This is a genomic window from Sphingomonas vulcanisoli, assembly GCF_011761305.1.
In the GTDB taxonomy this organism is placed as follows: domain Bacteria; phylum Pseudomonadota; class Alphaproteobacteria; order Sphingomonadales; family Sphingomonadaceae; genus Sphingomonas_I; species Sphingomonas_I vulcanisoli.
This window is the reverse complement of sequence record NZ_JAAOZC010000001.1, coordinates 338,616-364,910: the sequence shown is the minus strand read 5'-3', so window position 1 is coordinate 364,910 and position 26,295 is coordinate 338,616. Positions and strand designations below refer to the sequence as shown.

18 protein-coding genes are annotated in these 26,295 nt (G+C 64.5%); 9 read left to right on the top strand and 9 right to left on the bottom strand.

Features of this window, described 5'->3' with window-relative positions:
* Positions 1-35: 35 nt before the first annotated feature.
* From FHS31_RS01690 to FHS31_RS01670, 5 genes are read right to left on the bottom strand one after another with little or no spacing between them, the layout of a single operon-like run.
* A complete protein-coding gene (locus FHS31_RS01690) occupies positions 36-884 on the bottom strand; it encodes an NADPH-dependent oxidoreductase (RefSeq protein WP_167071385.1) in 849 nt (282 codons plus the stop codon).
* A gap of 15 nt (positions 885-899) precedes the next feature.
* Positions 900-1,643, bottom strand: a complete 744-nt coding sequence (locus FHS31_RS01685) for an ABC transporter ATP-binding protein (protein ID WP_167071383.1) — start codon at positions 1,641-1,643, stop codon at positions 900-902.
* Positions 1,640-2,470, bottom strand: a complete 831-nt coding sequence (locus FHS31_RS01680; protein ID WP_167071381.1) for an ABC transporter permease — start codon at positions 2,468-2,470, stop codon at positions 1,640-1,642. The genes FHS31_RS01685 and FHS31_RS01680 overlap by 4 nt, the downstream gene beginning before the upstream one ends.
* On the bottom strand, positions 2,470-3,546 hold the full coding sequence (locus tag FHS31_RS01675) for an ABC transporter substrate-binding protein (RefSeq protein ID WP_167071379.1): 1,077 nt from the start codon (positions 3,544-3,546) through the stop codon (positions 2,470-2,472). Before FHS31_RS01675 ends, FHS31_RS01680 begins: the two co-directional genes overlap by 1 nt.
* Before the next feature lie 4 nt (positions 3,547-3,550).
* Positions 3,551-4,507: an aldo/keto reductase gene (locus tag FHS31_RS01670; protein WP_167071377.1), complete on the bottom strand. Its 957-nt coding sequence runs from the start codon at positions 4,505-4,507 to the stop codon at positions 3,551-3,553.
* A 158-nt stretch (positions 4,508-4,665) separates the two neighbouring features.
* On the opposite strand from FHS31_RS01670, the gene FHS31_RS01665 reads away from it, so the two are divergent.
* The 9 genes from FHS31_RS01665 (at position 4,666) to FHS31_RS01625 (ending at position 19,840) form a co-directional block, all read left to right on the top strand.
* Positions 4,666-6,990, top strand: coding sequence for a TonB-dependent receptor (locus tag FHS31_RS01665; protein WP_167071375.1), 2,325 nt, complete (start codon positions 4,666-4,668; stop codon positions 6,988-6,990).
* 36 nt (positions 6,991-7,026) lie between these two features.
* Positions 7,027-8,139, top strand: a complete 1,113-nt coding sequence (locus tag FHS31_RS01660; protein WP_167071373.1) for an LLM class flavin-dependent oxidoreductase — start codon at positions 7,027-7,029, stop codon at positions 8,137-8,139.
* 16 nt (positions 8,140-8,155) lie between these two features.
* Positions 8,156-8,317 (top strand): hypothetical protein, encoded by a 162-nt coding sequence (locus FHS31_RS01655; protein ID WP_167070888.1) that lies wholly within the window; start codon positions 8,156-8,158, stop codon positions 8,315-8,317.
* A gap of 286 nt (positions 8,318-8,603) precedes the next feature.
* The gene (locus tag FHS31_RS01650; RefSeq protein WP_167071371.1) at positions 8,604-9,722 is read left to right on the top strand and encodes a ShlB/FhaC/HecB family hemolysin secretion/activation protein; all 1,119 of its coding nucleotides are present in this window, start codon (positions 8,604-8,606) and stop codon (positions 9,720-9,722) included.
* Positions 9,683-10,285, top strand: a complete 603-nt coding sequence (locus FHS31_RS01645; protein WP_167071369.1) for a ShlB/FhaC/HecB family protein — start codon at positions 9,683-9,685, stop codon at positions 10,283-10,285. Before FHS31_RS01650 ends, FHS31_RS01645 begins: the two co-directional genes overlap by 40 nt.
* Positions 10,285-13,386, top strand: coding sequence for a two-partner secretion domain-containing protein (locus tag FHS31_RS01640; protein WP_167071367.1), 3,102 nt, complete (start codon positions 10,285-10,287; stop codon positions 13,384-13,386). The genes FHS31_RS01645 and FHS31_RS01640 overlap by 1 nt, the downstream gene beginning before the upstream one ends.
* Before the next feature lie 1,872 nt (positions 13,387-15,258).
* Complete coding sequence (locus FHS31_RS01635; protein ID WP_167071365.1) at positions 15,259-18,471, top strand: beta strand repeat-containing protein; 3,213 nt, start codon at positions 15,259-15,261, stop codon at positions 18,469-18,471.
* On the top strand, positions 18,468-19,163 hold the full coding sequence (locus tag FHS31_RS01630) for a hypothetical protein (RefSeq protein WP_167071363.1): 696 nt from the start codon (positions 18,468-18,470) through the stop codon (positions 19,161-19,163). Before FHS31_RS01635 ends, FHS31_RS01630 begins: the two co-directional genes overlap by 4 nt.
* Before the next feature lie 26 nt (positions 19,164-19,189).
* The gene (locus FHS31_RS01625) at positions 19,190-19,840 is read left to right on the top strand and encodes a hypothetical protein (protein WP_167071361.1); all 651 of its coding nucleotides are present in this window, start codon (positions 19,190-19,192) and stop codon (positions 19,838-19,840) included.
* A 375-nt stretch (positions 19,841-20,215) separates the two neighbouring features.
* On the opposite strand, the gene FHS31_RS01620 is transcribed toward FHS31_RS01625, so the two are convergent.
* The 4 genes from FHS31_RS01620 to FHS31_RS01605 all read right to left on the bottom strand — a co-directional run bounded on the left by FHS31_RS01620 (position 20,216) and on the right by FHS31_RS01605 (position 26,259).
* Positions 20,216-20,959, bottom strand: coding sequence for a GntR family transcriptional regulator (locus FHS31_RS01620; RefSeq protein WP_167071359.1), 744 nt, complete (start codon positions 20,957-20,959; stop codon positions 20,216-20,218).
* Positions 20,952-21,845 carry an N-acetylmuramic acid 6-phosphate etherase gene (locus FHS31_RS01615; protein WP_167071357.1) on the bottom strand — a complete coding sequence of 298 codons (894 nt, stop codon included), beginning with the start codon at positions 21,843-21,845 and terminating at the stop codon, positions 20,952-20,954. Before FHS31_RS01615 ends, FHS31_RS01620 begins: the two co-directional genes overlap by 8 nt.
* A gap of 19 nt (positions 21,846-21,864) precedes the next feature.
* Positions 21,865-23,427 (bottom strand): sodium:solute symporter, encoded by a 1,563-nt coding sequence (locus FHS31_RS01610; protein ID WP_167071354.1) that lies wholly within the window; start codon positions 23,425-23,427, stop codon positions 21,865-21,867.
* A 63-nt stretch (positions 23,428-23,490) separates the two neighbouring features.
* On the bottom strand, positions 23,491-26,259 hold the full coding sequence (locus tag FHS31_RS01605; protein ID WP_167071352.1) for a TonB-dependent receptor domain-containing protein: 2,769 nt from the start codon (positions 26,257-26,259) through the stop codon (positions 23,491-23,493).
* Positions 26,260-26,295: the final 36 nt, after the last annotated feature.

Genomic DNA, 26,295 nt, shown 5'->3' with positions numbered 1-26,295 from the left:
AGTTCGGCTTAATCTGACAGCACCGTGGGCCGCAATTATTTGAGAGCGAAGCCCAATATTTCCAGCTGCGCGCGCAAGGCATCGCGACCGCTCATCGATTCCGGGCCTGCGACACGTTCCGTTGCCTGCGCGCTCCAGGCGCGCTGCCGTAGATTCTGCTCGCGCTGAAAGGCCTGCATATGCGCATCATAGGCGGCGGTGGGCTCCTCGAAGGCGCGGTTGCCATAGGTTTCGCGCGACAAGACCGCATCTTGCGGCAGGCGCGGCTTGACGGATGCCGGCGCGGCAGGATCGGGTACGCCGACGGCCAGCCCGAACAAGGCGAACACATGCGGCGGTAGGTCCAGCTCGGCCGCCACCTCCAGCGGGCGATTACGGATGCCGCCGACATAGACCGTTCCCAAGCCCAGCGATTCCGCCGCGACGACCGCATTTTGCGCGGCCAGTGAGGTATCGACCGCGCCGAGCAGGAAGGTCTCGAGGAAGGCGAGCGCGTTGGTGGAAACGCCGCGCTGTTGGCCGATGGTTTCGAGCCGGTGGAGATCGATCAGCCAGATCAGCAGCAGCGGCGCCTGCTCGAGATGTTTCTGATTGCCGGCATGGACGGCCAACCGCGCCTTCCGCTCCGGATCTTCGACCGCGACCACGCTCCATGGCTGGAGATTGGAGGACGAGGCCGCCGATTGCGCCGCAGCCACGAGCAATTCGATCGTCCCGAAAGGCAGCGCGTTGGGGAGATAAGCGCGGACCGATCGATGGCGCACCAGCGTGTCCAGCGTATCATTCCAGTCGACCGGCAGATCGAAGGGCCCGCGATAGCGATCGGTCAGGCGATAGGTGCGCAGATCGTCGGAGGTGGACGTGCGTTGGGCAGCTTGGGGCATTATTGTCTCCGAAGACTAAGCGGCTTGCGAGGGGCCGAGGCGGGCGAGGAGCTCGGCGCGCAGGTCGATCGAGCGATGCGCGCGCGCATCCGGATCGGGCGGAAGATCGACCTGAATATCAACCGCCAGCTTGCCACCCTCCAACATCACGATCCGATCGGCGAGGACGATCGCTTCGTCGATATCGTGCGTGACGAGGAGCACGGCGGGATCATGAACTTCGGACAGGCGGCGCAGCAGATCGTGCATGCGCGTGCGGGTCAGCGCATCGAGCGCACCGAAGGGCTCGTCGGCAAGCAGCAGTTCGGGCTGGCGGACCAGCGCGCGGGCGAGGGCGACGCGCTGCTGCTCGCCGCCTGAAAGTTCGTGCGGCCACGCGCCCTCGCGCCCAGCCAGGCCGACTTCGGCAAGCGTCTCACGCCCTTGCTCCCGCACCTGCCGGCCAAGGCCGAGCGTGACATTGTCGAGGATGTTGAGCCATGGCAGCAAACGCGCATCCTGGAAGATCACCGAGGTGCGATCAGGCACCTGATATTCGCCCGATCCGAACGCTTCATAATCGAGGCCGGCGAGCGCGCGGAGCAGGGTCGATTTGCCCGATCCGCTGGGACCGAGCAGCGCCACGAACTCGCCGGGCGCGATATCGAGATCGATGCCGTTCAGCACGCCCTTGAGCGTGAAGGTGCGCCGGAGATCGCGGATGCGAACCGCGGGTTCGATCGTGGCGGCGGCGAATGCCTGCCCATCATAAGCGGTCATCGGCCAAAGCTCCTGCGCCAGCGGAGGACATGGCGTTCCAGCGCCCGCACGATCAGGTCCGATCCGAAGCCGAGAATCGCGTAGACGACGAGGCCGACCAGCATCACATCGGTCTGCGCATAATCGCGCGCCAGCGTGACCATGTAACCGATGCCGCTGGTCGCGTTGAGTTGCTCGACCACCACCAGCGCCAGCCATGCCGCAGTCGTCCCGAAGCGCAGGCCGGTCAGCACACCGGGGAGCGTGCCGGGCAGCACGATCCTCACAAGGAATTTCCAGCGCGACAGACGCAGCGTCTCCGCCAGTTCCACGAAGCGCAGGTCGATCGCGCGCAGCGCGGTGTGGACCTGGATGTACATCGGGAAAAACACCGCGATCGCGATCACGCTGATCTTCAACCCCTCACCGATGCCCAGCCACAGCACCATGAAGGGAATAAGCGCGAGGATCGGAATACCGCGCTTCATCTGCACCAACCCATCGATGACATAGCCGCCGAGTACGGTGAGCCCGGAGAGCAAAGCCAATGCCAGCGCCACGCTCGATCCCAGCGCCAGCCCGGCGAGCGCTCGCCCCGCCGAGACGGCGAGGTTGCTCTGCAGCCGGCCGTCGCGGATCAATTCGATCGCTGCCTCCACAGCGGTCCAGGGGGCAGGCAGCACGCGGGGATCGAGCCAGCCGTTGAACGACAGGACGGACCAGTACAGCAACAGCAGGCCCGGCCCCAGCAGGATGCCGAAGCGCGCGGCGCGGTGCGCGAGGAAGCGGTTACGCGCGGCGGGCCGGATTGCCGGTGGCGCCGTCGCAAGAGCAGAAAGCGTAGCCATCAATGGTCCTTCTGAAAGCCGCTGGCTGCGACGGATTCAAAACGGGGATCAAAGAGCGTGGCGGCTTCGAAGCGCGGTCGTCCCGTAGCGGGCGACAGCAAATCGATCGCACGCTGGACATAGGCTTTGGCCGCATCCCAGCGTGGCGGCACGTCCGCGGGGCCGAGCGCTTTCACCTCCAGCCGCGCGTCCGCGATCGGCAGGCCACGCACGCCGCCATAATAGCCCTTGGCGAGCTCTTCGGGATGGGCATTGGCCCAGGCCTGCGCGCGTCCCCAATATTGCAGGAAGATCCGCAACGCCGCCGCCTTGGTGGGATCGGCGAGCACGCTTTCGGGAACGTAGAGAAAGGTGCCATCATCGCGGAACGGCGGATGCGCGAGCAGCGTGGCGCCACGATCGCCGAACTTGGTGATGTAGTGATGCGCGACAAGCCCGGCGCGGAGCGGCGCCGCGTCGACTTCGCGGCCGGCGAGCGAATTGGTGTAAACATCGCCGCCGATGCTGGAGGGCAGCTCGACCAGGGTGACCTGCTTGCGATCGATGCCCGCGGCCAGCAGCGTTTCCAGCACCACCTGTGCCTGCACCTGGCTGCGGCTGAAGGCGATGCGCTTGCCCTTCAAATCCGCGATCGTGCGGATGTTCGATCCCGGGGCGAGGCCGATCATATAGCCCGGATCGTGGCCCGGGGCGAACTGGCGGAAGCCGATGATGCGCACTGGGATGCCAGCCCACTTCGCGTGGATCGGCGGCACGTTCGCGCCATAGCCGACGTCCAGCGCACCGGCGTGGAACGCCTCCGTTACGTTAGGGCCGCCGGTAACTTCCGCCCACTGGATCGTGAACGGCAGTTGCTTCTCCCATCCGAGATGCTGGAAAATCCATTTGTCGACGGGATCGCCTATCCGCAACACGACGCCCGGCGGAATCTTGCTCGGCAGCGGGGCATCGAGCGCGAGCCCCGCCCTCGCCGCCTTCGCACGCCGGATGGGCGCGAAGGCGAACAGTGCTGCGATCGATAGCAGCACGAAGAGCGCGAACGGGATCGATCCGCGCGGCAGGGCCTTGCTGCTCACGGCGTCAGGCGTCGGCCAGCACCGAGGCGGGCGGCACGGGCACCTGCTTCATCTGCTCGGGCGGAAAGCGATCGCCCGCCGTGGTGCCGTGGGGGAAAGCGGAATCGAGATCGGCGATCGTCTGGTCATCGAGCGTGATCGCATTGGCCGCCCAATTGTCCTCAAGGTGACGGATGTGGCGCGTGCCTGGGATCGGCACCACGCCCTTGGCCTGCACCCAGGCGATGCAGACCTGCGCGGGAGTCGCGTGAAGTCGTTCGGCGACATCTTCGATCAGGCGGCGGCGCTTGGCATTCTCGGCGATCGCCTCCTCGCGATAGCGCGGATGGATGTTGCGGCGATCGTCCGCGTCGGTCGGCAAGGCGCCGGCAAGGAAGCCACGTCCCAATGGCGAGAAGCCGACGAAACCGATGCCCAGCTCGCGCGCGGTCGGCAAAATCTCGAACTCGATGTCGCGGGACCATAGCGAATATTCGCTCTGCAGCGCGGTGACGGGATAGGTCGCGTGGCCGCGCCGCAGTTGATCCGCGCTCGCTTCCGAAATGCCGACGCCGCCGATCTTGCCCTCGTCGACCAGCCGGCCGAGTTGGCCGATCGATTCCTCCACCGGAATCTCGGCATCGACGCGGTGCAGGTAATAAATGTCGATATGATCGAAGCCGAGCCGCTTCAGGCTGGCTTCGACCGCCTCACGCGCATCGATCTTGCAGCCTTCGTAATTGTGCAGAAATTTGCTCGCGACGACGATCTCGTCACGCTTCGCTCGCAGCGCGCTACCGAACAAATGCTCATTATGGCCCGAACCATAGGCCGTGGCGGTATCGAAGAACGTGATGCCCAGATCGAGCGCGTGCTGCAGCGTGGCGAGCGATTCTGAATCGTCCGAACGGCCGTACATGCCTGAAAGGCTCATGCCGCCCAGGCCCTGCTGGCCGACTTCAAATTTCCCGATGCGGGGCATGCTTGGGTTCTCCGAAACGCGAGGTTACCCCCGCGTGTTCGGCCAAGCCGGCCGGAAGTTCGACACACAAAAACTATGACCGCTTTTAGAATCCCTAGCTACCCGGTGGGGATTGTGGGTTTAATCAGCGCTGCCGAAAGCAACGGGACGGAACGGCAATGCGAACGGATTTCAAGGCGAGACTATCGGCTCTGGCGATCGCGGCTTCGTGGGCCGCCTCGCCGGCCTATGCCGGAACGGTAGCGGCGCCTGCGGCTGCCGAAGCACCCGCCGATCCTGCGCCAGTTGCCGCAGCGGACGACGGCGCCGAAATCACGGTCACTGCTCGGCACACGGTGGAGCGCGCGCAGGACGTTCCCGTGGCGTTGTCGGTGGTCTCGGGCGCGTCGCTGGAGAGAACCGGCGGCTATACGGTTGCCGATCTCCAGCAGCGTACGCCCAGCCTCACCGCCTATAACAGCAACCCGCGCAACAGTTCGCTCGGCATTCGCGGCATCGGCGTTTCCAGCGCCTCCGACGGGCTCGATTCCTCGGTCGGCGTCTATGTCGATAACGTCTATTTCGGGCGCCCGGGGATGGCGTTGCAGGATCTGATCGATGTCGATCGGGTCGAGGTGCTGCGCGGACCGCAGGGTACGCTCTTCGGGCGCAATACGTCCGCCGGCGTGGTCAACGTCACGACGCGCGGTCCGAGCTTCAATTGGGGCGCGATCGGCGAAGTCTCCGGCGGCAATTACGGCTACCACCAGGAGCGCATCAGCATCACCGGCCCACTTGTGGACGGCCTGCTCGCCTTCCGCCTGACCGGCTTCGACACGGGCCGCAACGGCATTATCGATAATTTAACCACGGGCAAGGCGGGCAACAGCGTCAACCGCCAGGGCGGGCGGGCGCAATTGCTGTTCACGCCGACCGACAAGCTCAGCATCCGCACGATCGCCGATTATTCGCGGGAGCGCGACACCTGCTGCGTCAGCGCGATCAAGACCGTGCTGCCCGCCAGCATCTCCAGCGGCACCGCGCGGACGCTCTCGGCGCTGGCCACGCTCGGCTATACACCGACCGCCAGCACGGACAGTGTGGTTTGGGACGCCCCCCAGCAAATGCGGACCAAGCAATGGGGCGCGTCGATCCAGGCCGATTGGGATTTGGGCTTCGCCACCGCTACCTCCGTCACCGCCTATCGCTTTTGGCATTTCGATGCTTTGCAGGAGTCGGATTCCACGCCGCTCAACATTCTCGATCGCAATATCGCGATCACCGACGATCGACAGGTCTCACAGGAATTCCGGCTGGCGTCCGATCAGACGCGCCGCTTCTCTTGGCAGGTGGGCGCTTATTATTTCCACCAGCATCTGCTGGATCACTACATCCTCAACCAATTCGGCAACGACGCCTCAGCCTTTCTCACCGCGTATGCGCGCACCGCCAACCCGGCGGCGGCGGCAATCACTGTCGCGCCGCGATCGCAATATCTGGATGACGTCGATACGTCGGTCGATAGCTTTGCGACATTCGGCCAAGCCAATTACAAGCTGACCTCCACGGTGACGCTCACCGGCGGCATCCGCTACACGCATGACAAGCGCGACGGCATTTCGGTCACCTCGACCACCGGCACGCCTTATGCGGCAACGACAATTCCCTTCAATTATGACGTCACCGTCAAGGGCAACAACGTCTCGTGGCTGGCGAGCATTTCGTGGAAGCCGGCCAGCGATCTCCTTGCTTATGCCTCGGCCTCGACGGGCTACAAGGGCGCGGGCCTAAACCTGAACAGCGCAACCAGCGCGGGCACGCCGCTGATCCTGAAGCCCGAGAAAGTCCGCAGCTATGAGGTGGGCGTCAAACAACAGCTTTTCGATCGCAAGCTGACACTGAACATCGATGGCTATTGGACCCTGCTCAACGGGTTGCAGGCCAACATCTACCCGCTCAACGGCGGCAAATCCTTTCTTACCAACGTCGGCAATATCCGCGCGCGAGGCATCGAGGCCGATGCAGTCTGGCAGGCGACGAAAGAATTGTCGTTCACCGTCAACGGCGCGTTCAACGATACGCGGTACAGCAGCTATCATAACGCCTCCTGCCCCGTCGGCGGCCCGGCGGTCTGTGATCTGACGGGCCAGCGCGTCTATCAGTCACCCAAATGGGTCGGGAACGCGATCGTCGATTATCGCTTCGATGCCGGCCACGGCGTGACGCCTTATTTCATTGGCCGTTATTCCTATCGCTCGAACATGTTCGGCACGGTGGACGATGGCCCCTATGGCCGCATCCCCGGTTATGGCCTTGCCGCCTTCCGCATCGGCGCGAGCTTCGGCGGGCGTTACGACGCCTCGGTCTGGATCGAGAACGCCTTCGACAAGACCTATTATGAGAACATGAGCGCGCTCGCGGTCGTGGGTGCCAACACCTACGGCTACGGCGGAAAGATCGGCACGCCGCGTACGATCGGCGGCACCCTCCGCGTCACGCTCTGACGCCTCCCCACTCCCAAGCAAATGCGAGGTCTTCACATGACGGATACGACCGAGTTCCTCTGGTATATTCCCAATGTCGTCGGCGGGGGGCATCGCGGCGATGTGCAATCCGACGGCAGCGGCAGCCTCGAAACGCTCACCAGCCATGCGCTGGCGCTCGAAAAATATGGCTGGGGGGGCGCGCTGATCGGAGCCGGCTGGGGCCGCCCCGACACGTTCACGTTGGCGACGGCGCTGACCGCGCGCACCACCACGTTCGAGCCTCTGATCGCTATCCGCCCCGGCTATTGGCGCCCTGCGAATTTCGCATCGGCGGCGGCGACGCTCGATCATCTGAGCGGTGGCCGCGTGCGGATCAATATCGTCTCGGGGCAGGATAATCTTGCGGCTTATGGCGATAGCGAGGGCGATCAGGCGCAGCGCTATGGCCGCACCAAGGAATTCATGCACCTGCTGCGCCAGCTTTGGACCGAGACCGATGTTACCTTCGACGGCGAGCATTTCCAGGTAAGGGGATCGACGGTAGCGCCGCCCATCACGGCACGCGGTGAGCGCAAGCACCCGCGGCTTTATTTCGGCGGCGCCTCGGACGCTGCAGAGCGCGTCTCTGCGACAGAAGCCGACGTCCAGCTTTTTTGGGGGGAACCGCGCGATCAGATCGCCGATCGGATCGCGCGGCTTAAACGCCTCAGCCGGGACCTCGATCGGAATCTGCCGCCGCTGGAATTCGGCCTGCGCATCACCACGCTGATCCGCGATACCTCCGCTGAGGCCTGGGCCGATGCGGAGGCGAAGGTGGAGATCATGAAAGCGGCGAACGGTACGGACGAGCATCGCCGCGCCCCCGCCGTCGGCCAGCAACGCCTGCTCGATCTGCAGAGCAAGGGCGAGGTGATAGACGACCACCTCTACACCACCCCCGGCAAATATGGCGGCGGCGGTGCGGCGACGACCTGGCTGGTCGGATCGGCCGAGGAGGTCGCTTCTTCCCTGCGGAAGTATCGCGATCTCGGCGTCACGCATTTCGTGCTGTCCGACACGCCGTATCTTCAGGAGATCAAGCGTCAGGGAGAACAGCTCTTGCCGCTGCTGCGGGATGCACCGGCGCGCGTCAGCCAGGATCAGGGCAGCCTCGTCGGCGCGATTTAGGCTCAGGACTCATTGATTGAGCCTAGACGATGCTGGCCTCTGGCCGGCTGCGAAATGGGTGCAGGCCGAGGGGGCCGACGCCGCCGCACCTACCCGCAGCATTCCGCTCCCGATCGCGCTCGGCGATGGGGAAGTCGAGCAGAAGATCGCGGCCGGAGTTTCGGTATTGGTGGTTTGAATGTCGTCGGAGCCCAGGGCGGGATTTCTTCCTACGATCGTCTATGGCTTCCCTGCACATCGGCATCCTGCCACGAGACGTATGAGCGAATTCCCGGAAATCGGCGTCTCTTGCTTTATCATCTAACGCTTTGATTATTCATCGCTTGTATAGATTTTCACTTCCTGTAAGCGGCGGTTAAGAATCGATTTTCGGTTTTGAGTAGCATTGGGGGCGAGCGTCTGTGTTGACGCCTGGGGTGTGGTGTTCGCGTAAGGCGAAAAGCAGTGCGAAGCTGCTCGGCTTTATGGCGTTGGCCGGCGGGGTCGGCGTTGGGGCGGTCGCCCAGCAGGCGCCTATCGCGCCCAGTCAAGTAACGCCGCGCAATCTGCTGCCGCCGCCTCCGGTCCTTCCGCCGCCGCTGGCCATTCCGCGCAGCCTTCCGGCCGAGGCCCCACGCGGCTCCGACAAGGTCAAGCTCACCGTCGCCGCGATTGTTGTGGACGATGGCTATCCGGAGATGGCGGCCAAGACCCGCGCCTTGCTCGAACCGCTGCAGGGGCATGAGGTTTCGGTCGGCGATCTCTATCGCGCCGCCGCCGCGCTGGAGGCGAGCTATGTTCGGGCGGGCTATTTCCTCGCTCGGGTCGTCGTGCCCGAACAGCGCGTTGCCAACGGGGCAACGTTCCACTTCGCGCTGATCGATGGCTTCGTCGAGTCGCTACAGGACAGCGGCTTGCCCTGGCAGATCCGCGGGCCCGTGCATCGCAAGATGAAGGGCATCGTCGGCAAGAGGAAGCCCAAGCTGGCCGAGCTGGATGCGCGGCTGGCGGCGGCGGGTGCCGTTCCCGGCGCCAAGGTGCGCAGCACTTTGGGCCAGGGCGAACAGCCGGGTGGCGCGCGGCTGATCCTCGATGGCGGCTTCCCGCCGTTCGGGCTTAGCATCGGCGGCGATAACCGCCTCGGCCCCTCGTTCAACAATTGGGGACTGAACCTCTCGGCCCAGATCAATTCGCCCACCGGCAACGGCGAGCAATTCTACGGCTTCCTCTCGGTCAACCCGCGCTTCGACCTGGGGCATGACGCGCTGCGCCGCGTCGCCGGCGGCGGGCTGATCCTGCCGATCACGGGCACGGGTGTATCGATCAATCCCGAATTCACGATCTCCGACACCAATCCGAAAGTCGGCAATCCTATTTTCGCCAGCAACGGCCGTTTGTATCGTGGATCGTTCAGCCTGCTCGCGCCGCTGACCTTCGTGCATACCGGTGCGCTGTCGGCCAAGGGATCGCTGATCCTGACCGACGAAACCCAGAGCCTGCCCTTCTTCGGCATCGATCTCAGCCACGATCGTCTCACGGTGCTGCAGGGCGAGCTGACTGGCAGGTGCAGCCCTTTGCCGGCAACCAGATCTCAGCCGATCTGATTTTCTCGAAGGGCATCACCGGCCTCGGCGCGCGCACGACGGCTTCGGTCCTCGCCTCCGATACGCCGACATCGCGCGGCTCCGATCCCCAGTTCGCGACGCTGGAGGCGCGGCTGGAGGTCGATCAGGCGCTGCCCGCGGGCTTCGGCATCGCGGTGATCGCGCGCGGCCAGGCCTCGTTCGGCACAACCGTGCCCAATGCCTACAGCTTCGATCTCTCGGGGCTTGATAGCCTCTCGTCCTTCACCGCCGGCAATTTGAGCAGCGACGGCGGCGCGGTATTGCGGAGCGAACTCTCCCGGCCGGTTCCGCTCAGCCATCGCAAATTGCGCCTGCTGGCGACGCCCTACGCTTATGCCGCGATCGGCCGTGCCCATTATGTCTTCGCCGATCCGCTCAATCCCGATTGGGCGCGCTCCTATGGCATCGGCCTGCACTTCGCGGCGCAAGGGCTGCCGCTGGGCGCAGGGCTCAATGCTTCAGTGGAATATGGTCACAGCCACCTCGCCAACGGCGTGGCGCCCGGCGACCGCCTATCCGTATCCTTTGGAGTGCAGTTCTGATGGCCGCTTCCGCCCCCAAGATGCGTGCGCGCTGGCTATGTTCGGCCGCTTGCGCCGGCCTGTTCGCGACCGCGGGGTTTGCCCAGGAAGTGCCGAGCGGCGGTCAGGTCGTCGCCGGATCGGCGAGCATCGGCGGCAGCGGCGCCAACCTTGCGATCACACAGGGCAGCAGCCGCGCGGTAATCGACTGGAAGAGCTTCGGCATCGGCGCAGGCGGCAAGGTGACGATCGCGCAGCCGGACGCCAACTCCGCTCTGCTCAACCGCGTCACCGGCGGCGACATCTCCAAGATCGCGGGCAGCCTCACCGCCAACGGCCAGGTGTTCCTCGTCAACCGCAACGGCATCGTCGTCACGCCGACCGGCACGATCGATGCGCGTGGCGGCTTCATCGGATCGACGCTGGATATCAGCAATGACGATTTCATGGCGGGCCGGCTGCGCTTCGCAGGGTCTGCGGGCGGGCTGGTGCTCAATCAGGGGCGGATTTCGGGCGGCGCGATCGCTTTGCTCGGCGCCCACGTCGGCAACGAAGGGCTGATTGTCTCGTCGCTGGGTAAGGTCGCGCTGGGATCGGGCGATCAGGCGACGCTCGATTTCTCGGGCGACGGCTATCTGCAAGTGCTGGTCCCCGCCGATCTGACCGATGCCGGCGGGCGGCCTCTGGTTTCCAACAGCGGCCGGATCGAAGCGCCGGGCGGCATTGTCATGCTCAGCGCGGCGACGGCGCGCGCGGCGGTGCGGCAGGCGGTCAACATGTCAGGCGTGATCGCCGCCAAAAGCGTCTCGCGCCAGGGCGGCGTGGTGGTGCTGGATGGCGGCAGCGGCGGCCGGGTCACCGTCTCCGGGGACATCGATGCCTCCGGCGCCGACGATGGCGGGCGCATCGATATCACGGGCGGCGATGCCGTTGCGCTCACCGGCGCGACGCTCACCGCCGCCGGGGGCACTCAGGGCGGCCTCGTCCGCATCGGCGGGATGTTCCAGGGGGGCGCCGCCGCCAGCCAGGCGACGGCTGCGCAAACCGGCAGCTTCGTCACCCGCTTCGGCGCGCTGCCCACGCTGGCCGCGGCGGACACAACCAATTTCGATGCCGCTTCCACCATCGATGTCAGCGGCGGCGCCAACGGCGGGACCGCGATCGTCTGGAGCAACCTCTCCACCAATCAGGCCGGGCAGATCCGCGCGGGCGGCAGCGTCACGGGCGGATCGGTCGAGCTTTCGTCACACGGGCTGCTCACCACCAGCCTGCCGCGGGTTGCCACCGGGCTGCGCGGCGCGCTGCTTCTGGATCCGAAGAACATCAGTGTTCTCGATGACAATGTGCTGTCGCTATACAATTACAACGCGACCACCCTCCCCGCCGACGGCAACGTTCCCTATTCGGCGCCCGGCGCGGACCCGGACATCACCTATTTCAAGACCAGCGACATCATTGGATTGATGAACGCGGGCACGGATGTGGTCCTGCGCGCCAGCAACGATATCGGCTGGGGCTCCAGCAATGCGGCCGTGGATTTCAATTTTGCGTCCAGCGGCCATTCGGGCAACCTGACGCTCAGCGCCGGGCGCAGCGTCACGATCAGCGGCTATCTGACGCTGTACAGCAGCAGCCTTACGGTGATCGCCAATGACAGCGCCGCCAACGGCGTGATCGACGCCGATCGTGATCCCGGCGCAGCCTATATTGAGACCTTCAATTCAATCATCTCGGCACAGACCGGCAGCGGCCAGACCCCCGGCAACATCAGCTTCACACTCGGCACCGGCGCGGGCCTGACCAACCACGCCGTTGATACCCGCGCCACCGGCAACCGCCTCGGCCCGATCTCGGGCGGCAACATCACGCTCAACAGCAGCGACCAGAATGTCACTTGGGCGTTTTTTCCCGCCACCGGGGCAGGCCAGACCGCGATCGATCCGGTCAACGTCGCGGGCACCGGCGCCGTGACGATCACCGGATCGCTCTCCGGCAACACCAGCGGGGGGCTGACGGTCAGCGGCAGCAGCGTCAATTGGACGGACGAGGCCACCGCTAAGGTCACCAACGGCTATTCGGGCTTCGTCGCCTTCGTGGAGAATGGGGTAACGACGCGCTGGGGCCAGGCGGCGCCCGTCGGTGGCGGCGGCGGCAATTTCACCCGCGTCTCGCTGGGCAAGGGCAGCGCGTATAGCGATATCAGCTATGGCGACGCCAATCCGGTGCCGGTGCAGTATCACATCACCTCCGGCGCGCTGCGCGGCACCGATACGCTGGGGACGCTCTCCAGCGCCTTCACCGGCCTCACCACCAGCGGGCTACCGGCGGCTTATTCGGCGCCCGGCACCTATACGATCACCACGACTGCTGCGATCGATACCGCTAATGCGCCCGGTGGCTATTTCTACAATCTGACCACCACCACCGATACGATCCACATCAATCCCAAGGCGCTGCTGCCGACGGTGACCAACGGCAGCTATACTTATGGCGCGCCCGCCGCGCTGGTGACGCTATCGGGCGTTCTCAACAATGATGTGGTGGCGCCCGTCGCGACGCTTGATACCGTCGCCGGCACGACGCTGTCCGCGAACGGCGCGGGCTTCGGCTTCGCCACCCTGCTGGGGGCGGGTAACCATAGCTTCACGCTGACCGGCCTCAGCGGCGCGGGCGCGGGCAATTACACGCTGGACACGAGCGGGCTCATCTCCGGCACGATCGCCATCGCCCGGAAAGCACTGACCTATCAGATCTACGACAGCACCACGAACTACGGCACGCTCGCTTCGCCTTCATCGCTGCTCAACGGCATCGTCGGCAGCGACAACGTGTCATTGGCAACGCTGTCCTCCGCGGGCCTTTCGACGAGCGCCCGCGTCGGCACCTATACCGTCTCAGGCAGCGGCCTTGCGGGCACCTCGGCGGCAAATTATGATCTCTCCGGCACCGGCAATATCGACGGCACGCTGACCATTCAGCCCAAGCCGATCACTTATGTCGCAACGGGTGGTACTTCCGTTTATGGCGACATACCGACGCTCGCGGTGCCGACGCTGACCGGCCTTATCAACGGCGATCAGTCAACGCGACGACGCTGGCGAACGGCAGCGCCTCGCCTCTGACCAACACCAGCACGGCGGCCTCTTATGGCATCACCGCCGGCCTCACGGGCACCGACGCAAGCAATTACACGATTGCCAATACCGGCAACACGAGCGCGGTTTATACGATCACCCGGCGCCCGCTGACCTTCTCGGTGGCGAGCCTTTCGGGCGTTTACGGCACGCCCTCTCCGGTCCTGACCGTTACCGGCCTCACCGGCCTCGATACCGCCCAGCCCTTCCTGCAGAGCGACGGCAGCACGGTCTCGCTGCAATATCTCGGCAGCGACACCTACGGCTACGTTGCCTCGGCGGGCACGCACAGCTTCGTATTCAACGGCATCACCGGCGGCGCCGCGAGCAATTATTCCTACGATCTCAACAGCGCGCCCCGCACCGGCACCTATACCGTCACGCCCAAGCCGATTACCTTCTCGGTCGCCGATCGCAGCCGCACGTTCCGGACGACCGATGTCCTCCCCACCATCACGCTCAATGGCCTTGTCGGCGCCGATTACGGGACCATTGCGGGCCAGCTGTCGCTCAATGGCTCCGCCGTCACGGCCTACAACGATATTTATGCGCTCAACGCCGGCACCTACGGCCTCTCGGTCGGCGCGCTCAGCGGGTCCGGCGCCTCCAACTACAGTATCGCGCCGACGGGCAATCACATCGGCGTCTACACCGTCACGCCCGCCACGATCTTTTATTCGGTGGGCAATGCCAGCAGCACTTATGGCACGGTGGCATCCCTGCCGACCGCTTCCCTGTTCGGCACCTATTTCGCGGATAGCGTTCAGGGCGTGGTCGGCGCCAGTCAGAACAATGCGGCGGTCGCGCTTGGCACGCACACATCAGTCGGCACCTATCAGCTATCGGTGACGGGGCTGACAGGTGCCAACGCCGGCAATTACACGGTCTCAACGGTCGGCAACACGCTCGGCACGCTGACGATCAATCCCAAGGCGCTGACCTATACGGTGGGCGGCGGCAGTTTCGTCTACGGCCAAACGATTGCAGCCTCAGGCCTGAGTTTCGCTGGCGTCTTGAGCGGCGATACGGTCAGCGGCGGCATCGGCATATCGTCCAGCAATATCCAGGGCCAGACGTTCGACGCGACGATCGGGCGGCGCGGCGTCGGCACCTGGTATCTCGGACTCACCGGCCTCACCGGTGCGCAGGCGGGCGATTATGTGATCGCCGCCACTGGCAACAGCTATGGTCTGGTCAGCGTCACGCCCAAGCCTCTGACCTACAGCATTGCCGGCGGTTCAGTGGTCTACGGCGACGGCACCGCGCTTCCCACGGCAGCGCTGAGCGGCATCGAGAGCGGCGACATCGTCGTGCCCGACGCCACCCTAATCAAATCTGGCACTAGCCTCTATGCCGCAAGCACCATGCTTCCCGTCGGCAGTTATGCGACGACGCTCACGGGCATCGGCGGCGACAGCGCGTTCAATTACACGCTTGCCAACAGTGGCGTCGCCACCGGCACGGTTTCCATCACCCCGCGGCCGGTCACCGCCGCAGTCGTACTCAGTTTCAGCGACAGCAGCGTCTCCTACGGCCTCTATCAGGCGAGCAGCACGATCGGCTTTGCCAATCTGGACAATGTGCTGCCGGCCGACCAATCCAGGGTCTCGGCAATCGTTACGTCACCCTTGCTCCCCGCCTCTGGATCGGGTTCGCTCAAGGTCGGCACGTACGGCTTCACCGCGACCGGCCTGACCGGATCGCAGGCATCGAATTATCGGCTGGCCGGCAGCGATACGCTGCAACTCACGGTTACGCCGCGCGTGCTTTCAGCCGCTTATTACCCGCTCAGCTCGACCTATGGCACCGTTGCCAATCTCGGCCTGCCGACGCTGAGCGGTATCATCGCGGGGGAATACGGTGACGTCCGGCGGCGCTGTGGTGGCGGCGAGCGGCGGCGGCGCCAACCTGACCATCGGCCGGCAAACACCGGCAGGAAGCTACACCGTCACCGCATCAGGCCTCTCAGGCGCGGACGCCGGCAATTACGCGGTCGATCAGATCTCTACGACTCTGACGATCAACCCCAAGCCGATCACCTACGCGATCGCCAATGCGAGCTCGACCTACGGCAGCACGCCGGTGTTCGGCGCGGTGACGTTCACCGGCCTGGTTGGGGCCGATGCGGTTGCCGGCACCCATGGCCTGGCGATCACCGATCGCAGCAATGCAGGCACGTATTCCGATACATTGTCGGGCCTGACCGGTGCGGCTTCGGCCAATTATGTGCTGGCCACAGGCGGCAACACAGCGGGCATGTACACGATCAATCCGAAGATGCTGGGATATAGCCTAATCGCAGCGAACACGAACCAGTCGATCACCTACCTCGATACGGCAAAGAGCTTCGGCACGCTCACCGGGGTTGTTGCCGGAGACAGCGTCGCGCCGACAATAATCGCGATCAATAGCACCTCATCGTTTCTCTACGATCCCAATTCCATGTTGGCGGCCGGATCTTGGAGCTTCTCGTTTTCGCCCTCCGGCGCAATCGACAGGTCGTGGGCGCTCAATGGCGCTTCGGCGGCCAATTACGTCTTGCCCTTGTCCGCGCTGCCCTCCGGTATCATCGGCGCCGTCACCGTCGCCAAGAAGCCGGTCACCTATACGACGACGGCCCCCTCCACCGGGGTCTACGGTGATACGATCGGCTATTCCTTCACGCTGAGCGGTGTGCCGACCGGTTATATGAACCAGGTCAGCGTCGTGCCGCTGCTCGACGGCAAGTCTTTCGATAGCTCGCAGGCCGCCTTCACCGCCGGCACGCACCAGATCGGCGCAACGCTCAACTCCGCCAATTTCGTGATGAGCGGCGGCACGGCGTCGCCCATCACCATTACGCAGCGCCCGCTCACAGCGACGCTCAATTCCGCGAGCGCGGTTTACGGCAGCACGATCAGCGATCTGCTCACGATCACCAATATCGCGCGTAACGACGCGGTCCTGCCGGTGATCAGCATGGCCGGGCAATCTTATACGCTCGGCAAGCAGACGATTGGTTATGGGCTCAGCAACCTGATCCTCGATGCGGGCACGCGCAGCTTCACCATCACCGGATTGAGCGGCAGCCTGGCCGGCAATTATACGATCACCACTATTGTCGGCACGGGCCAGCTAATCGTCACGCCCAAGCCGCTGACCTGGTCAGTGGCAGCGGTGCAGGGCCAATATGGCGGCATCTCATCGTTGGCGCCCTACAATGGCTGTTCCTACGCTAGCGTCTGTTACCTCGGCACGCAGGCGAACTTCGGCCCGGGCAGCGTCACGCTCACCGGCGTGATCAACAATGACGCGGTCAGCGGCAATATACTGATTGCCGATGGCGTCTCCGCACAGCCGTACTCCCTGTCGCTGGCGCCCGGCACCTATGCGCAGGTCGTCGGCAGCCTGAGTGGCGCCAAGGCCGGCAATTACAGCCTCGCCGCCAGCGGCAATACCGCGGGCGCGATGACGATCGCGCCGGGTGTTGTGCAGGTCAACGTCTCCGGCGGCGGCCGCATCTATGACAACGGCGATCGCACCACCTATCAGGCGATCGGCACACCCGGCGTGATCAGCGCGGTGCGCTCCACCAATTATCCGGGCACGCCCGTCACCGGCTTCCTGCCCGGCGATGATGTCGGCGTGCTCGTCACGGTCTACCAGAACGGCCAGCCCTATACCGGCGGCACCAATTTCGCGACAGGCACTTATGAATTCCGCCCGATCGGCCTGATCGGCAGCGACGCTTATAAATATAAGATGCTGCCGATCAGCGGCGTCGGCTCGTCGTCCGGCACCTTCGTCGTCTCGGACAGCAGCGTCTTCAACTTCAGCTTCCTGTCAGCGACGCCAAACGTGGCCTATACGCCGCCCGCCTCGGTCACGACCTTCCAGGCCAACGCCACCGGATCGGGCAGCGGATCGGCGACCACCACGCAGACCGCGCTGTCTTTCGCCGCCCAGGCCAGCGGCAGCGGCAGCGGCAGCGCCTCGGTCTCCTATGGCCCGCTCAGCATCACCGCGAGCGCCAGCGCATCGGCGGCAACGCTCGCTTCGTTCGGCGTCACCGGCATCACGCTCTCGGCCTCGGCGGGCGCGCATGCTGCGGTGACATTGGCGATCGGCCCCGCCTCTATGACCTATGGCGCCGACGGTTCGGCCTCGGCGACGGCCTCGCTCGGCACGGGCGGACTGACGCTGACCACCTTGGCCAGCGCCGACGCCTATCAGAACCTCACTGTGGGTGGCGACCTCGGCAGCGGCGTTTCGGGCTCCTCGAGTTCCACCGCGCGCGTCTTCGCCGATGCCGGCAGCACCAACAGCGCCACCTATGCCAACGGCACGATTGTCGTCTCCGAAAAGCAATGGGCGGGCGTCGGCGCCTCGGTGGGCACGTCCGGCACCATCTCCGGCGGCGGCGTCAGCGGCAGCGCATCGATAACCGTCTATTCGCCGGGCTCGCTCGGCATCGGCGCGTCCTCCACATCGGGCTATAGCGACGGCACCGTGACGATCGGCTTCTCGCTGGGCATATCGATCGGCATCGGCGGGCTGGAGATCGCGCCGAGTTTCTCCTTCGACACCAAACCGATCGTAAATTTCGCCACCGGCATCGGCAACATGATCAGCGATATGTTCACCGGCGGGGGTGGCTGCGATTCCAGCTGCCAGGCGGCGAACGCGGCCGCGGCCAAGGCCGCCGACGTCCAGAACAAATATAACACCGCGCTGCAGATGTTCCAAAAGGCAGGCGACAAGCCGACCGTCGATCTGATGAACTATGTCGCCCAAAATCCCGAGGTGGCGCAGAAGCTGGACGAGCTTAAGTTCAACAGCGATCAGGACCGCTTCAACCTCAGCCGGGCGGTGAGCACCTACGGCAGCGTTCCCGCGCAGCTGAACAGTGTCGTCGCGCAGGAGCAGGCGCTGGTGCAGAAGATCCAGTCCAATCCCGGCAGCATCAGCCCCGGCGATCTGCTCCAGGCGCAAAGCCTGCGCGATCAGGAAGCCTCGCTGATCGCCAAGATGAAGGCACTCGGCGGCACTGTCCAAGTCGCGAACGGCAAGATCGGCCTGGTGGCGTCGAAATGATCCGCTCTCTCCTTTTTGCCGGCCTGCTGGCGGCGTCCGGGGCGGCGCAGGCGCAAAGCCCGGCGGCGCTGGGCGCCTCCCCCACCGGTCAGCCGACGGCCTTCCAGGTGACAGGCCTCGCTTACGCGGTCGATGGCTACGGTAAGGCGAAGTGGGGGATGACCACCGTGCAGGCGAGCGCGCAGATCGCCGCCGATTTTCCGGGCGCAAAGATTGATCCGCCGGTTGAAGATCCCGTGCTGCGGACCACGCTGATCGTGGCGCACCTACCGAAGCTCGCGCCTGGGCCAGGGCCGGCTGCGGTCAGCTATATCTTTGGCTGGCGATCGAAAGGCCTGATGCACGTCAATGTCGATTGGTCGTTCGATCATGCCGTCGCCGCCGACCGCGCTACCCTGACCGAAGCGGCCAAGGCGGTCGTCGCCGACTTTATCAGCTATTATTGGAAATTCCTCTCGGTCGAGCGCGGCATCGCCGTCGGGCCGAACGCGCTGTCGCTGTTCGGGGCGGCGGGGGTCAAGGGCGGGCTGGTCGAGGTGCGGCTACAGGGCGTAGGCTACCAGCTCATCCGCCCCGATGGATCGCGCGCCGATCTGCCGCCGCCGTCGGATGGCGTGCCCGCCATCCTCCATATCGGTTTCGCACAGAGCGCGACGCCGGACATCTATCGCATCCAGCCGGGCGACTTTTGATGCCTGCGCGCTTCCGGAGCCATGCCATGCGGCCTTTCACCGCGATCCTGCCGATCCTCGCCTGTCTCGCCCAGCCCGCGCTCGCCCAGCAGCCGCCCGCGCCCGCCGCCGCGAAGCCCGCCTATCGCATCGGCGGCTTCCGCCATGCGCGCTTCGGCATGACGCAGGCGGAAGTCCGCGCCGCTATCGCCGCCGATTTCGGCGGGGACACCAAGGTCAAAACCGCTTCGAACCCGGTCGAGGGCACCGATGCCCTCCAGATCACGCTGGCCGACCTGCCCCCGGGGCCGGGCGCGGCGAAGATCGGCTATGTGTTCGGTGCGACGTCAAAGCGGCTGACCAGCGTCAATGTCATCTGGGCAATCGAAGGCGAGCCGAGCACCGCGCAACGCGAATCCATCTCGATCGCCGCCGTCCAGCTCGGCAATTATTTCCAGGCGCTGCCGATCCGGCCGCGCGCGAAAGCGGATGTAGGCGCTGTCGGCGCCAACGCACTGCTGATGTTCGCCGCTGTCGATGATCAGGGCGCAGGAGTCGAAGTCGTCGCCGCCGGGATCCCGTTCAAATCCGGCACCAGCAGCAGATCGGCCCCTACCGGCCCGGCTTCACTCCGCATCACTTATGCCGCCAACGCCGCCAATCCGGACATCGTCCGCATCGCGCCCAATTCTTTCTGAGAGCCCTGAGAAAGCTACCCCCACTCGATCGGGTCCGCGAGCCGCAGGCGTTACGCCGCAAAGCCTGACCCACATCGTTTGGAGTTGAGTTCAAATTAGTTTGACAGCACCACCAGTCGCTTGGCGCGCGCGCACCTCATGGATGCCTGCTCGCTCTGGTCGCCGGCGAAGTGGAGCAGAACATCGCGGTCGGTTTTGGTACTAGTGGTTGAATGCCGTCCAACCCGCTAGTCTTGTCGCTGCCAAGGCGCCGTACATGAAGTTCAGCCAAATCGCCGCAGAACCGTGGCATCTCTCTGCACCTCCGTCTCCTCAATCGCGCGTGCCGTTGCTACACCTGCGTTGGCATGATTCCCGCGCGAAGGACCCCTTTGTCTAAAGCTTTGAAGAACTTTGCCCGCCCTCGAGATCCGATACGAAAACGTAGCGATCGGCCCGGTAGGTTGATCTTGTGAATTCGATCGGACGCCCGCCCTCCAGGAAAGCAAGCCGTTCGATCCTCAAAACAGCGGCATTCTGTTCGATAGAAAGCATGCCCGCCTCGGTAGGCGTGGCGAGCGCGCCCCGGATCCACTGATGACCGCGCGTTGGGCGGTGACCGCCCACCTCCAGCGCCGCGTAAAGCGAGTCGCCGATACGGTCCAGGTTCGGAAGAAACTCAGCGGCGACGACGGCATGCTCGATCGCCAAGGGCTCTCCGCCAGCAAGGCGAATCCGCCCCAGCCGCGCGACGCTGACCGATCCCGTGATCTGCAGCATGGATGCCTCTTCGTCCGTAGGCTGCGCGTATGTCTTGATCATCCAGATGACACCCGTGTCTTCGCCACGGGATCGGGCGTCTTCGCTAAAACCGGTGAGAACCGAGCCTGTCTCGATCCGACGCGCGACGAACGTACCGGACCCCTGCTTCCTGAAAAGGATACCCTCCTCGATAAGCTGGCGGATGCCCTTCCGGATCGTCACGCGCGACAAGCCAGTCATTTCGATCAGGTCGCGTTCGGATGGCAGCGCGTTCCCCGGATCGATGCCGCCGTTGGCGATATGATGGCGGATGTTCCGGGCCAACTGTAGATACAGAGGCGTGCTGTCGTCCGGTCTCGCGGCCAGGATCTCACGCATCGCGTAAACGCCAGCTATTGATCGCGCGCGACAGGTTATCGAGCCCTTCAACGAGCTCCTCCCGCGCCTGCGCGGGCGTGGCCCCAAGCGCGATAAGAACCGCCGGCTTGATCTCATGGCCTGCCGCATCGAGAGCCCGCGCCGCGGTATTCATATCGACCCCGGCGATGTCCCGCACCATTTCGCGGCCGCGATTGAGCAGCTTCTCGTTCGAGACGCGCATGTTCACCATCAGCCCCCGGTGCACCAGCCCCAAACGCAGCATCGTCGCAGTCGAAAGCATGTTCAAGACCACCTTCTGCGCGGTTCCTGCCTTCATTCGCGTCGAACCGGCGATGATCTCAGCGCCGGTATCGATCGTCAGACCGTATTCAGCAGCCTTTACGAGCGCGCTGCCGGGATTGTTGGCCACGCCGATGGTCAAAGCTCCGGCAACCCGTGCCGCATTGACCGCCGCGATTGTATAGGGCGTGCGGCCACTCGCGGCCACGCCGATCACCACGTCGGACGGCTGCAGAGCCGCCGAGTCGATTTCGCGGGCGGCGGCCGCCTCGTCGTCCTCGGCGCCTTCGACGCTTTCGGTCAGGGCGTCCAAGCCACCGGCCATCAGAAAGAGGAGCCGCTCGTGCGGCCAATTGTAGGTGGGAAAAAGCTCGACACCGTCTTGAACGGCCACGCGACCGGAGGTGCCGGCGCCGACATAGATCAACCGACCGCTTTGGCCCAATCTTTCGGCCGCGGCCTCCGCTGCGCGCGCGATGCCTTCGACCTGAGATCGTATCGCGGCGACCGCGGCAAGCTGCCCCTCCAGCATCGCCTCGACGGCGATGGCCGTAGGCCAGATGTCGACGTCGACATAGCGAGGATCGATGATCTCGGTATTCATAATTTCCTCAGTTAAACGCTTACGCGAAAGACATATCGGCGGCTTTCCGATCCGCCGGAGCGGCCGAAATCAGAAATGTGGCGAGCGTGCCGATGCAAAGCTGAAACGGGAATGCGAGTGTCGCCAAGGTGGGTGGCAGACCGATGACGCGAGCGATGCCGGGCTGAAGCAGCAGGATCACGAAGAAACCGCCCAACAAGCCAGCGATCACTGAATTCGTCGAACCCCGCCGGGTGAAGATCGCGGTCAGGTAGACACCCAGCAGGCCGGCATAAGAGAAGACCATCACCTGCAGCGCAAACTCGAGCAGACCCATGCGGCTATGATGCTGCCAATAATATGACAGTATGGCGGTTCCGAACATGGCGAGCCCGACCAGCCCCATACCGATGCGGCCGGCGCGAACATAGTGATCCTCGGACGAGCCGCCACGCTGCTCGCGCCAGGGACGATAGAAATCCTGCACGGCAACGGACGACATTGCGTTGAGCGCCGAATTGGTGGTCGCGACCGCGGCGGCGACGACGCCGATCGTCACCAGCCCGCGCAGCCCGGATGGCACCTGCGTGAGGATATAGTGCATGAAGACGCTCACTCTCTCGCCAGCGAACTCCTTGGCGGTGGCGGCGGTGCTGCCGCCCATCAGATCCGGTCGATCGTAAAAGACATAGAGCAGCAGGCCGATCGTGATGAACACCGCCACCACGGGGACCGCCGCCAGCACGGACAGATAAAGTCCCCGGGATCCGGTCCGCGCATCAGGGCAAGCCAGCAGACGCTGCGTCGTATCCTGATCCAGCCCGAAGTTGCCGACATAGAGCAGCGTCACGCCGGTAACGACCGCCAGCATCGAGAACGGCTTCGACAGGTCCATCGAAAAATCAAACAGCCTGAGCTTGTTCACGCCTCCCGGCGCGTGCGCGAGGCCCTCGATGAGTTGCGCATTCGAGGCAGGGATCGAATGCCGCAGGAAGATCAACACGGCCATCGCCGCGCCGAGATAGATCACGAATTGAACGAGATCGTTCCAGAGCACTGACTTGAGCCCGCCGACGAACGTGAAGAGAAAGCTGGCGATCATGAGCGCGGCTGCCGCCATCACGATGCTGCCGGGGCCGACGGCGCCGGTCGTCACCATCGAGACCGCGATCGCGGCGAGATAGACCCGGGCGCCACCGGCCAGGACGCGCCCGCCCAGAAACATGCCACCCGCCCAGCGCGTCGCGCGCACGCTGTAGCGCTGCGTCAGCAATTCATAGGCCGTCGTCAGCCCGGAACGATAAAAGCGCGGGATCAACACCTTGGCGACGATCACCGCGCCGAGGAGCGAGCCGATGCTCGTGCTCAGATAGGAATAATCGCCGTTGTAGCCGTAGTCCGGGCCACCGAGGAAGGTCGCGGCGGATTGGGTGGCGGACAAGACGGAAACCGCCGCCAGCCACGCCGGAACGGTATTGCCCGCCAGGAAGTAATCCCGGGTGGATTCCGTCTGGCGTGGCATGAACAGCCAGCCGCCCGCGAACAGCACCAGCACGTACGCGGCGATCACGACCCAGTCGAGAAATGTGAAGGCCAAATTCATTCGTCCGTTCGGCAATCCCATGAACTGCTCGGGCGAGCCCGAACAGTTCATGGGCGATGCGCGTTAGAAACGCGCCGTCAGCGAAATGCCATAGGTGCGCCCGGTCACGTCGTACGTGTCGGGGAAGGTGTTGAACACGCCGCCGCTGGCCACGAACGGCGGATCCTTGTCGGTGAAGTTGTAGATGCCACCGCTCAGCGTCAGGACACGGTTGAGCTGATAAGAGGCGGACAGGTCGAACGTGTTCTGCGCAGCGATCGTGTCGGTGGCGCCGGCCGCGCTGTTCTTGACCTTGCCGATCCGGTTCCAGTTCACCTGCACGATCCCACGACCGAACAGCCAGGAAACGGAGGCATTATGCCGGTAGTCGGGCTGCACCAGCGTGGTGCCGTCGCTCGAACAGGTCGCGCCGAACGTTCCTTTGCACTGGATCGCGGTAACGGTCGGGTTGGCCTGAATAGTGTAGCTGGTGACGATGTTGCCCTGGTAAGACAAGCGGACGCCGGAGCCCGGAAGCCAATCGGTCTTGATCGTATAGCTGGCCGCGATGTCGATACCGCGCTGCACGATCCGGCCCAGGTTCTGGTTGTTGACGTAGGCATCGAGGAAATGCCCGTTCGCCGGATCGCGCGTGACGAGTGCGCAGAGCGGGTTCGAGGCCGTCGGATTGGTGATGTAGCAGCTGGTGATCGCAGCCACGGGCTGGATCACGCCGACCGCGCCCTTGAGATTGAGTTCATACCAGTCGACGGTCAGCGTCAGGCGCGGCGCGAAGGTCGGGGTGAAGACAACGCCGGCAGTTTTTGTAGTGCCGACTTCGGGTTTGATGTCCGGGTTGCCGCCATAATAATAATTGCCCTCCAGATAGCTCGGCGCCAGCGAGTTGGCCGAGCCTACCGCAGGGGCACCCAAACGCGCGCACTGGGCGGCATTGCCGGTCCCGATGACGCACGGATCGCCGGCGTAGCGCGGCGTGAGCCGGGCGACCGTGATGAGATTGTTGAAGGGCAGCGAGGAGGTGGTGGCCGCGAACTCGCCGAAGTTCGGCGCGCGAAGAACGCGCTGATAGGTGCCGCGCAGCCGGATGTTGCTGTCGACCTGCCAGTTCACCTCGGCCTTCCAGGTGCCGTGCGTGCCAAACAGGTTATAGTCGGAATAGCGGTACGCGCCGCCCAGATCGAGCTTCTTGATGAGCGGCACATCGTGAAGCACCGGCACCAGCAACTCGCCGTACAGCTCCTTCACATCGAATTCGCCAGTGTAAGCTGCCTGGACGCCCTCCCGGAAGGTGTTGCCGGTGAGGAGGGCGGAGTCCTGCACGATCGCCGCAGTCTCGCGACGATATTCAGCGCCCACCGCAAAGCCGATCGGCCCGGCGGGAAGGCTGAACAGGTCGGCGAGCGTGCCGCTGAGGTTTGCCGAGGTCACGAGCTGATCGCGCTTGCGGTCGAACCCATTGATCGTCGTGCCGAGCGCGGTCGCCAGGCTCGAAGAATTCGGGCCGAAGATATTCGCCGTATTGGCGTTCAGGGCGAAATTGTTCACGCCTGCCGCGTTGGTCACAAGGCCGTCGCCAGTGATCGGCGAATTCTCGGTGGAGCGGCCGTACTGCCCGTAGACGTTCCACTTGATGTTGCCGGTGATCGGGCCTCGTAGCCCGAGCTGCCCTTGGAACGTGTTCCGCTCGGTATGGTAGGTGATAAGTCCGAGTTCGGCGAGCGAGCGCGAGACGTTGACCTGCGCTACGCCGTTCACAAACGTCAGCTGGTTGCGGATGTCGCTGGTGAGGAACGGGTTGGTGGCATTGATCCCCACCGTCTGGCTGATCGTCGGCGGGTTCGGGCCGGGGGTCCCGGATTCCTGGGTGCGGGCGTTGGTGTAAAGCGCGCGGCCATAGACCTCGACCGTCGGAGTGATCTCATAGTTGAACAGCGCCGCCGCGTTGATCCGCTTGAGCGGCTCGATCAGCGGATAGGTGGCACTGATGTTTGACGTCGCCGCCGGCGTCGTCGTGAACTGGCCACTGTCCGTGAAACCAAACTTCCGTCCGCTGGCGACATCGGTGAAGACGCCGCCGATGCTGGGGATCGTGGAGTTCGGCGTGATCGCCCAGTCGCGGGTGCCGGAGCGGGTCAGTTCACGCTGCGTATAATCCATTGCGACAACGACATGGCCACGGTCACCCAGGCCGGTGCCGAACATGACGGAGCCGCCATATTCCTTGCCGCCATGCTCAGCGAAGCGGCTCGATGCCGAGGCCTGAACGCCCTTGAAATCGTCGTTGAGAATGAAGTTCACCACACCGGCAACGGCGTCAGCGCCATATACCGCCGCGGCGCCGCCGGTCAGCACATCGACGCGCTTGATAAGCGAGGCCGGGAGCGCGTTGACGTCCACCGAGTTGCGGAAGCTGAAGGGCACCGCGCGCGTACCGTCGAGCAGGACCAGCGAGCGGCTCTGGCCGAAGTTGCGCAGGTCCAGCACCTGCGCACCGAAAGCGTCGCTACCTTGCGACGCCTGCCGAACGCCGCCGGCCAGCTGCGGCAGCTTAGTCGAGAAGTCCTCGACGGTAAGCGCCGATTGCAGCTTGATATCCTGCGCGGTGGTCGAGGCGACGGGACTGGTCGAGGTCAGGCTTGTGCGGGGGATGCGAGAGCCGGTGACGACAATTTCGCCGCCGGCAGCCTCGGCCGGGCCGCTGGCGGGCGGTTGATCGGCGCTGGTCGGCGTGGGGGAGGCGGCGTTTTGCGGAGCGGCGATGGCGGGTGCGTGAACCAGCACGGTAGCGGCCAATGCCAGCACACTGGCCTGACGAAGGTATCCCAGCTTCATCTTCAATTTCCCCTTTTTGACACCCGCTCGTGACTC